The organism is Paenibacillus sp. 3LSP (genome assembly GCF_032465655.1).
GTDB classification, from domain to species: Bacteria; Bacillota; Bacilli; order Paenibacillales; family Paenibacillaceae; genus Fontibacillus; species Fontibacillus barengoltzii.
The window spans coordinates 1-9436 of record NZ_JAWDJI010000181.1 but is presented as its reverse complement, the minus strand read 5'-3'; the positions used below and the strand labels follow the sequence as shown (position 1 = coordinate 9436).

Annotated in this window: 7 protein-coding genes; all 7 read left to right on the top strand. The window is 52.4% G+C overall.

The window, feature by feature from the left end; translation table 11 throughout:
- The coding region (locus tag RW092_RS15545; protein ID WP_316010627.1) for a hypothetical protein at positions 1-222 on the top strand (222 nt) is incomplete at its 5' end.
- A 140-nt stretch (positions 223-362) separates the two neighbouring features.
- Positions 363-1457, top strand: coding sequence for a GntR family transcriptional regulator (locus RW092_RS15540; protein ID WP_016313993.1), 1095 nt, complete (start codon positions 363-365; stop codon positions 1455-1457).
- A gap of 132 nt (positions 1458-1589) precedes the next feature.
- A complete protein-coding gene (locus RW092_RS15535; RefSeq protein ID WP_316010626.1) occupies positions 1590-2981 on the top strand; it encodes an ABC transporter substrate-binding protein in 1392 nt (463 codons plus the stop codon).
- A gap of 91 nt (positions 2982-3072) precedes the next feature.
- Complete coding sequence (locus RW092_RS15530; protein ID WP_016313991.1) at positions 3073-3966, top strand: carbohydrate ABC transporter permease; 894 nt, start codon at positions 3073-3075, stop codon at positions 3964-3966.
- A gap of 38 nt (positions 3967-4004) precedes the next feature.
- Entirely contained in the window at positions 4005-4844 is an 840-nt protein-coding gene (locus RW092_RS15525) for a carbohydrate ABC transporter permease (RefSeq protein ID WP_036699738.1), read from the top strand.
- Between the two features lie 38 nt (positions 4845-4882).
- Positions 4883-7318: a family 43 glycosylhydrolase gene (locus tag RW092_RS15520; RefSeq protein WP_316010625.1), complete on the top strand. Its 2436-nt coding sequence runs from the start codon at positions 4883-4885 to the stop codon at positions 7316-7318.
- A 22-nt stretch (positions 7319-7340) separates the two neighbouring features.
- Complete coding sequence (locus RW092_RS15515) at positions 7341-9104, top strand: glycoside hydrolase family 2 protein (RefSeq protein WP_316010624.1); 1764 nt, start codon at positions 7341-7343, stop codon at positions 9102-9104.
- Positions 9105-9436: the final 332 nt, after the last annotated feature.

The following is a 9436-nucleotide window of genomic DNA, read 5'->3' as shown; positions in this document are numbered from 1 at the left end:
GCCTCCGGGACGGTCGCCGTCGCCCGCGATGCCGGCCCTCGATACCGGACCGGCGAGGGCAAAAGCTCGCGGCGCAAGAAGACGTCCGCGAGCGGGATTTTCATCGGCGCCCGCGACGAGGGCGCCGGGGAGGCCGCCCCAAGCCGCAAACGGGGCGGCGGCAAGGGCAAGAACGGCGGCGGGAACGCCACCGCCGCGTTTGTTCGCAAGAAGAAAAAGTGAGCCATCCAGGTACGTCTCTCAGGTGAGGGGCGTACTTTTTTTTCGTTTCATTTACGACTTTAGATCTTCTCATAGACAAAAATAAAATAAATAATATACTAAGTATATATATGTTATATCTGGTTCAGTGGGAGTGGTCTATGGTGAAGAATTTACCCCTATATAAGCAGATTCAGGACGATATTAAGGAACGCATCCTATCCGGGGAGCTCAGACCAGGGGATCGTATTCCGTCGGAGAAGGAGCTGGCCGAGGAGTATCATGTCAGCCAAATCACGAGCAAGAACGCTTTGATCGGCCTGGCGGATGAAGGCATTTTAACCCGGCATCAAGGCAAGGGGACCTTCGTGAATGAAGAGGTGTGGAAGGTCTTGAACACGGCTGGAACGGCACAGCGTACGGGGACAACTTACAAAGGCACCATTGGCTTGATTATCCCAACGCTGCAAACGAAGGTGGAGCAGCGGATCGTGGACAATATCGAACGGTTTGCCTGGGCGTCCGGTTACCAACTCACGCTTAGCATTTCAAGGGAATCGCAACGGAACGAGAGCGAAGCGATCGAAGCGTTTAATCGCAACGGCGTGAAGGGGATGGTGATCTTTCCGACGGAGGAGGAGAACTACAACGAGGATATTTTGCGCCTGTCTATCGACAAGTTCCCGCTGGTTCTGATCGACCGCTATTTGAAAGATATCAAAACCTACAGCGTCAGCGCGGATAATGAGAAGGGCACCTTCAACGCCGTGAGCTACTTGCTGGAGCAGGGGCATCGGAATATCGCCTTGATCTCTCCGGTGATCACGAATACCGTCACGGAAGACCGCGCGGCCGGTTTCGAACGGGCCTTCTATCAGAACCAATTGCCGATCAACAAAAACCAATGGTGCATCCTCAATATCAACGATATCCATAACGGAAACGGCGAGGAAATGATCTATGACTTCTTCCGTTCGCATCCCGAGATTACAGCAGCCTTCGTCATGAACGCTCAGCTCACAAACTATGCCTATGATGCGCTGCTTCGTTTGGGAAAGAAGGTACCGGAGGATTTTACGCTCTTCGGATTCGACGAGCCAGGGAGACCCGGCATCCACTATGTGGAGCAGGATATCGCTACGATGTGCAAGCATACCGTGGAATGTTTGCTGGAGCAGATGGAGGGGCGCTCCAATCCGCGAAGAGTGACGGTTCCTGTAGAATTGATTATAAAAAATATAATATATACTAAATAAAGTATACTAATATACGGACGGATATACTAAAATGCAAAATGTAAAGCGGTTACAGTCCTGCAAAGATAAGCTGAGTAAACCGTTCGTAGCCGCGATACCCATTTACGAGAATTCAATAGGGAGGTTATGCACGTGAAAACCAATCGCTTGGCAATCATCGCGGTGTGTTTGGTCATGTCCATGTTGGTAGCGCTTACAGGATGTGGGTCCAGCTCTAGCAGCAACTCGGGCTCGTCCAATGCCTCGCAGGAAACGGGAAACCAAAATGACAGCGCATCCAACGGTCAGCAGACAACCTCAGACGAGAAGGTGGAAATTTCCTTCATGGGGCATGGAGATCCTAACGAGAAGAAAATTTTTACCGCCTTAATTCAATCCTTTGAAAAGAAATATCCCAACGTGAAAGTAAACTACACGAGCGTACCGCCGGCGGAATACCATCAGAAGCTTACGACGCTGGTAGCCTCCGGGAAAGCGCCGGATATCTTCTATCTCTCTGGACCAGCCTTCTATAAATATGCGGAAGCCGGTACGATTCTCAACATTCAAAGCTACTTGGATAACACGGAGTTATTTGATCCCAACAACGTATGGAAGCAAGGGCTTGACCGTTACCGGTATGACGGGAAGACGCTGGGCACCGGAGATTTATACGGACTTCCGAAGGACGTAGGTCCATGGGCGATGGCCTACAACAAGGATCTCTTTGATGAAGCCGGAGCGGAATATCCTTCGGCGGAGCCGGGCGGTTGGACTTGGGACGATTACCTGAAAGCCGCTCAAGCGGTCACGAAGGATACGAACGGCGACGGTAAGGTGGATATTTTCGGCGGAGCGGGCTTCCCTCTGGAAGCTGCCGTATGGGGCAACGGCGGAGATTACATCGACTATGCGACAGGGACGATCAAGGTGGATTCGCCGGAGTTTGCCGAAGCGATGCAATTTATTGCCGATCTCAATCTGAAGCATCATGTCAGTCCTTCTGCGGACGATGAGAAGGCGATGAACAGCTATTCGCGGTTCGTTGCGGGCAAAATCGGCATGTTCCCGCTTGGCCCTTGGGACCAACCGGCTTTCTGGGATTTGCCTTTCAACTGGGATATCGCGCCATGGCCAGCCAGTCCGAACACGGGAAAAACGTCGACTTGGCTGGGCTCGATGGGCTTCGCCCTCTCCAGCAAATCCAAGCATCCACAAGAAGCGTTTAACCTGGCGGCCTTCTTGTCCCTGGACCCTGAAGGTCAGAAGCAAAACATGGATCTGGGTCAAGCTGTCCCGAACCTGATTGATATGGCGACCAATGATTACTTAAACAACGGCAAAGCGCCGGAGCATAAGCAGGTCTTCCTTGACATTATCGAATATGGGCGTCCGACGGTCGAATACGGTTCCAAGGACACGCAATGGCTGGATACCTTCAACCAAGAAGCCAGCAAGGTGTGGACCGGCAAGCAGACGGCAGCCGAATTCGTCAAAGAAATTGCGCCTAAGTTGCAAGAGCTGTATGACAAAGGGAACAAGTAACCTGGTATAACAACGAACAAAGGAAGGTGGAAGCCAGAAATCGTACTGCTTTCACCTTCTCTTAATTCTTTCGCGGGAAGGAAGAAGGGTCATGACCAATAAAATCCCCGGTTTTCGGCGCAAGGAGATCCTATGGGCTTACGGCTTCGTCGCGGTGCCGGTGCTCGGCTTCCTGATTTTTGGCCTTGCTCCGTTAGTCGCATCTGCCGTATTGAGCCTAACCCAGTGGGACATGGTATCATCCCCCAAATTTGTTGGATTGGCCAACTACGTGGACTTGTTTAAGGACGAAAAAGTATACAAATCACTGTTCAACACGGTGTTTATGCTGATTGGCATTCCGCTCGGCATGCTCTTGTCGCTGCTGCTGGCCATCCTCATGAACCAGAAAATCAAAGGGATTTCGGTGTTTCGGACGATCTATTACATCCCGGTGATCTCGCCGATCATCGCGGTCTCCCTCTTGTGGCAATGGATCTTAAACCAAGACTACGGGCTGCTGAATCAGATGTTATGGAACTGGTTCCATATCACCGGCCCGAACTGGCTTGGTGATCCGCATTGGATCAAGCCTTCCTTGATTTTGATGGGGCTGTGGGGCGGCATCGGCGGCAATATGGTGCTCTATCTGGCCGGGTTGCAATCGATCTCCCGAAGCTACTATGAGGCGGCTGAGGTGGACGGGGCGAACGGGTTTCAGAAATTCACCAAGATTACGTTTCCGCTCCTATCGAACATCCACTTTTACATTGTAGTCATGGGCGTCATCGGCACGTTCCAGGCGTTCAGCCAGATCTATGTGATGGCGGCGGACGGCGGTCCCGAATTCAGCGCGGCGACAGTGGTCTTCTATATTTACCAGCATGCGTTTGAGTATTTCAATATGGGCTACGCCAGCTCGTTGGCCTGGGTGCTGGGCATCATTATCTTCATCCTGACGCTGCTCCAATTCCGTTTGTCCAAACGTTGGATCTACAACGATTAGGAGGCGTACCTTGAGACTTAAGCAATGGAGGCGTGATTATGCTGCTGAAACGTCGAATAACCCTGAGCATTAATGTCCTGATCTTATTGATTGGTTCGATCATCATGCTGGCCCCGCTGGCCTGGTCGCTCTCCACCTCCCTGAAGGAGAAGAAAAATGTCTTCGACCTTCCGCCCAAATGGATTCCGGACCCGATGACGTTCGCTAACTATAAGGGCGTTTGGTCCGAGGCGCCGATTTTACACGGCTTTCTCAATAGTGCGTTGATCGTCGTTTTCGTCCTGACGATTGGTTTGTTTATTTCGACGATGGCGGCTTATGCGTTTGCCAAGGTGGATTTTCCGTTCAAAGAAACGATCTTTATGTGCCTGCTCGGCACGATGATGATCCCGTATTCGGTGACGATGATCCCGCAGTTTATCGGGTTCTCCGAATTGGATTGGGTGGACACATTGCTGCCGCTAATTATCCCCGGGCTGTTTGGCAACATTGTGGTGGTCTTTTTCCTGCGGCAATTTATGCAAGGCTCGATTCCCACAGAGTTGATTGAGGCCGCGAAGCTGGACGGGAGCGGATTCTTTCGGACGTTCGCCCAAATCGCGCTGCCGATCGCCAAACCGGCGATTGCAGCTCAAGCGGCGCTGGGCTTCATGGGGATCTGGAACGACTTCCTCGGCCCATTGATTTATTTGCACACACCGGAGAAGCAGACGATCCAAGTTATGATTGCTTCGCTCCAATCGATGTACATCAGCAATTCGGATTATCCGCTGATTATGTCCGCCTCCGTGATTGCTATGGTTCCGGTCATCCTGGTGTTCTTCTTCTGTCAGAAATATTTTGTTGAGTCGCTGGCGATCAGCGGGTTGAAGGGATAGGGACGAATATGAAGCATCACATGCCCAGGAGCAGGAAGATGTGGATGCTGGCAAGTCTATGTACCGCCCTATGTCTGGCTTTGATTCTCAGTTCATGCAGCTCGAACGAAGAGGTGAAGATCGAAATGTACAGCGAACAGAGTCCTACTTATCAGAACCCTTTTACCCTGCCTGAGGAATGGGAGGATTACGGGATCGGGGATCCCTATATTCTTCGCCATGACGGGAAGTATTATCTCTATTGCAGCACGAAGGACGGCCGCCCCGGGATCAAAGGCTGGAGTTCCGAGGATCTCATTCATTGGACGCCCGAAGGTCTGGTCACCGAGGATCCAATCACGACAGGGGCCTATGCCCCCGAAGTGGTGTATTGGAACGGTTATTTCTATATGTACACCTCGCCGGCGGGGAACGGGCATTACGTGTTACGAAGCGACAGTCCAACCGGGCCGTTTGAGGTGCAAACGGAAAATTTGGGGCTCAGCATCGACGGCTCGGTTTTTATTGATGATAACGGCTCTTGGTATTTCACGCATGCCGGTGATCAGGGCATCGTTATTCATCCGATGACGGATCCTTACACGATGGATATCGGGACAACGACCAACGCTTATCTCGGCCACTGGACGGAAGGCTCGACCCTGATCAAGCGAAACGGCACTTATTATATGACCTACACCGGAAATCATGTGTTCAGCAAAGGCTATCGAATTAACTATGCCGTGGCGCACGACGACCCAACCGGAGAGTATCAGATTCCGGAAAATAACCCGCTGGTCATCCACACCTCCGGTTCTTTTGCAGGGCTGGGTCACAGCTCGAGCTTTGTAGGGCCGGATTTGGATTCCTACTATATGGTGTATCACAATTTAGTTGGCGCTTCCGCAGAAGGTCCGCCGGTGCGGCAAATGGATATCGACCGCATCGTCTTTAACGGCGATCGCATGAAAGTGCTGGGGCCGACGAATACCCCTCAGCCGGTGCCCAAGCAAGCGGATTTCCAAAGCCGGTTGGATAAGGCGGGAGCCAAGGCGAACTGGGACGAAGAGGTGCTGCCGGACGGCGCTCGCAGATGGCTGAGCAAGGTAAATACCAGCGCTGGCTTTACCGCCGAATACAACCTGAGCTTGAAGCAGCCGGTGGAGGATGAAGAGGCTTATGTCGATGCAATTTTTGCCTATGTAGATTCGGACAATTACTGGTCTGCGCGCTTGAAGCCCGCAATCGGGGAGCTGTTGGTGGTGCAGGTCAATCAGGGGCAGGCGCAGACGCACGGCAGTTTCTTATTACCGGAAGAGTTCGACTATACGAAGCTTCATACGGTTCGAGTGGAAAATGACGGGAGCTCGGTGCGCGTTTACTTCGACCAGATGCAGAAGTTCAACCTGCCGCTGCAAGCCGCAGTGCAGGGGCGGATCGGGTATGCGGCCTTCGGGGCCGATCCTGCACTTTCGTATACCGCGTTCTCCAATGATGTGAACGGGAACAGCGATTTTGAAGTGTATAAACCGCTTCCGGGCAGCGTCGAAGCGGTCCATTACTTGAAGGACGCCGGCCGTGGTTTCCAGGTAAAATCGCCTGCTGCTGCTGAGGTGGAGTATCGGAAGACCGATGGGGTTTCCATTGGCATGGCGGAGGATCGCAGTTATTTTGTGAAGCTGGAGCAGGAAGGGGATTGGCTGACCTATAAGGTTAACGTGGCCCAGGCCGGAACCTATGGCGTAACGATGCGCCTGTTGACCTCGAAGGAAGCAGCCACAGTTGAGGTGAGCAGCGGGAATACGAAGCAAACCTTTGAGATTGCACCGGATGCCGATTCCGAGTGGAAAACGATCCAGCTGGGGAAGATGGAGCTCTCGGCAGGTTATCAACCGCTGAAGATCAAGCTGCGCAAGGGGCAAGTGGCTTTTAAAGATGTGACATTCTATGCCTCGGAGGAAGTATCGGAAGAAGGGACTAACCTGTTCGATTCGGTGGAAGCCGAGGATCTTTACGGCACGTTTGAAGCCATTGACGGCGGATTTAGAGGCAGCGGAGGGCCGGATGATCGCTTGTTCGTCGGCAATGCGGCTTGGGATGACTATGAGTTGTCCGTGCAAGTTGACGTTCCGGATGGGATGACCGGGGAAAGCCAGGTCTTCGTTCGTACGACGAACGAGTCTTATTTTCCGCATCAGGTGCAGGACTCGGCGATGGGCTATGCGATTAGCCTTTACGATGGACAGCTGCAGCTGTTGAAGCTCAATTACGGGGCGCTGGCGGTGAGCAGCGGCCGCGTTCAGATGGAACCCGGGCAGACTTATATGTTGCGTGTAGTAATGGAGGGTTCCCGCATTCGAGTCTTCTGGGGGCAGGAGGAGGAACCCGTGATGGATTATACGGATTCCGATCCTTTCTTCCATGGAAGAGCAGGCCTGCGGAGTATTGGTTCGACATTTAGTTTTAGGGAGATGCAAGTGAGAGAGACGAGATAGATAGAGGAAAAGGAGTAAACCTATGACAACTCAAATGTATATCAAAGATTACCCCAGACCGCAATTTGTAAGGGAGCAATGGATCAATCTGAATGGAGAGTGGGACTTCCGCTTTGACGATGACAATGTCGGCGAGCGGGAGAACTGGTACGTGGATTTGCAGGCCGATCGCAAGATCCGGGTGCCGTTTACGTACGAAACCAAACTGAGCGGGATCGGGGAGGAGACGTTTCACCCTCAGGTATGGTATGAGAAGAAGTTAACGCTCCCAGCCGAGGCGGCGGGGAAGCGAGCGATCCTTCATTTTCAAGCCGTAGATTATCGGGCCAAGCTGTGGGTTAACGGCGTCTATGTTGGGCAGCATCAGGGCGGGTATGCCGCGTTCTCTTTTGACATCACGCCATATGTGACCTTTGGCAGCGAAAATGTGCTGTCGGTTAAGGTCGAGGACAGCGATAGCTGCACTCAGCCTCGCGGGAAACAGCGCTGGCAGAACGATAACTTCGAGTGCTTCTACGTCCAAACGACGGGGATTTGGCAGACGGTCTGGATGGAATTTGTGGACTCGGCACATGTGGATGCCGTGAAAATCACCCCTGACTTCGACCGCCGATCGGTCACCTTCGAATATCAGGTGGCAGGCGATTTGAAGGGCGACAGCCCGTTGGAGTTGGAAACTGTCATCTCTCTGAAAGGGCAAACGGTGAAGCGGATGCGACTTGCTATTGACCGGCCCTGGCTTCGGGCGGATGCGGATTTGCTGCATGAAGCGTCAGGGCCGTGGAAATTTAGCGAGTGGTCGCCGCAGCGTCCCAATCTGTATGATGTGGAGTTTATTCTGTACCGGGACGGTCAGGTCGTGGATCATGTCTATTCCTATTTCGGAGTGCGGAAGATCTCGATTGAAAACGGCAAGGTGCTGCTGAACAATTCACCGATTTATCAACGCTTGATTCTGGATCAGGGCTATTGGCCGGACTCGCACTTAACGCCGCCTTCCGAGGAAGCGATTCTCAAGGATATCGACAGCATCCTGGCGATGGGCTACAACGGCGTGCGTAAGCACATGAAGATCGAAGACGCCCGGTTCTTGTATTGGTGTGACGTGAAAGGGCTGCTGGTTTGGTCGGAAATGGCGGCCACCTTCGAGTTTAATGATCGAGCGGTCGAGGCGTTTACAAAGGAATGGGTCGAAATCGTCCGCCAGCAATATAATCACCCGAGTATTATTACCTGGGTTCCCTTTAACGAGTCTTGGGGTGTCGCGAATATTTTACACGACCGGAAGCAGCAGAAGTTTACCGAAGGCATTTATCACCTGACCAAAGCGATCGACCCATATCGCCCGGTGGTGACGAACGACGGGTGGGAGCATACGGTTTCGGACATTTTAACGCTGCATGATTATGAGGAATCGGGAAGCCGCTTCCTGGAGCGGTACAAGGACATGGAGGCGGTCACCGGCAACAAGATCTCCTTTAACAATTGGAAGTATGCGATGGCTCAAGGGTACGCCTACCGCGGTCAACCGATTCTTGTAACGGAGTTCGGCGGGATCGCTTTCCAATCGGAATCCGGCTGGGGGTACGGCAACCAGGTGAACGGGGACGAGGCGTTTATCGAACGGTTCGAAAGCATCACGAAAGCGATCAAGTCGATCGATTCGATCTGCGGCTACTGCTATACGCAAATTACCGACGTGCAGCAGGAGGTTAACGGCTTGTTAACGGAGTCGCGCGAGCCGAAGGTGCCGATCGAGACAATTCGGCGGATTAATCTGGAATAGGTTTTATAAGCAGAACCCCAATCAAGAGGCTGGCGGCATGGACCGCGGGCCTCTTTTTTTGGGTTGAGCGTCGCGTTTTGTCCCAGTTTCTTCCGGGGTTGTGTGCTGTTGGAAGATTAATGATCATATAAATTAAATTAGATCAGTATTAACGTTGGCCAAACCTTCCGAAAACACTCGCTTAACATTTGTCCCCTACAGTAGGAAAGGTGGGTTTGCGGCCGTGTGTCTTGCAAACAAATTGATAAGGAGCCATTCCTGTAATGAATGAATTTGGGGTTTGAACAGAAAAAGCGCCTCCTGTATGCTGGGTCTCGGAATGGTTCGTCATT

Coding starts and splice junctions, on each gene's coding strand:
- RW092_RS15540 (WP_016313993.1), top strand. CDS start 363: ATGGTGAAGAATTTACCCCTATATAAGCAGATTCAGGACGATATTAAG.
- RW092_RS15530 (WP_016313991.1), top strand. CDS start 3,073: ATGACCAATAAAATCCCCGGTTTTCGGCGCAAGGAGATCCTATGGGCT.
- RW092_RS15525 (WP_036699738.1), top strand. CDS start 4,005: ATGCTGCTGAAACGTCGAATAACCCTGAGCATTAATGTCCTGATCTTA.
- RW092_RS15520 (WP_316010625.1), top strand. CDS start 4,883: ATGTGGATGCTGGCAAGTCTATGTACCGCCCTATGTCTGGCTTTGATT.
- RW092_RS15515 (WP_316010624.1), top strand. CDS start 7,341: ATGACAACTCAAATGTATATCAAAGATTACCCCAGACCGCAATTTGTA.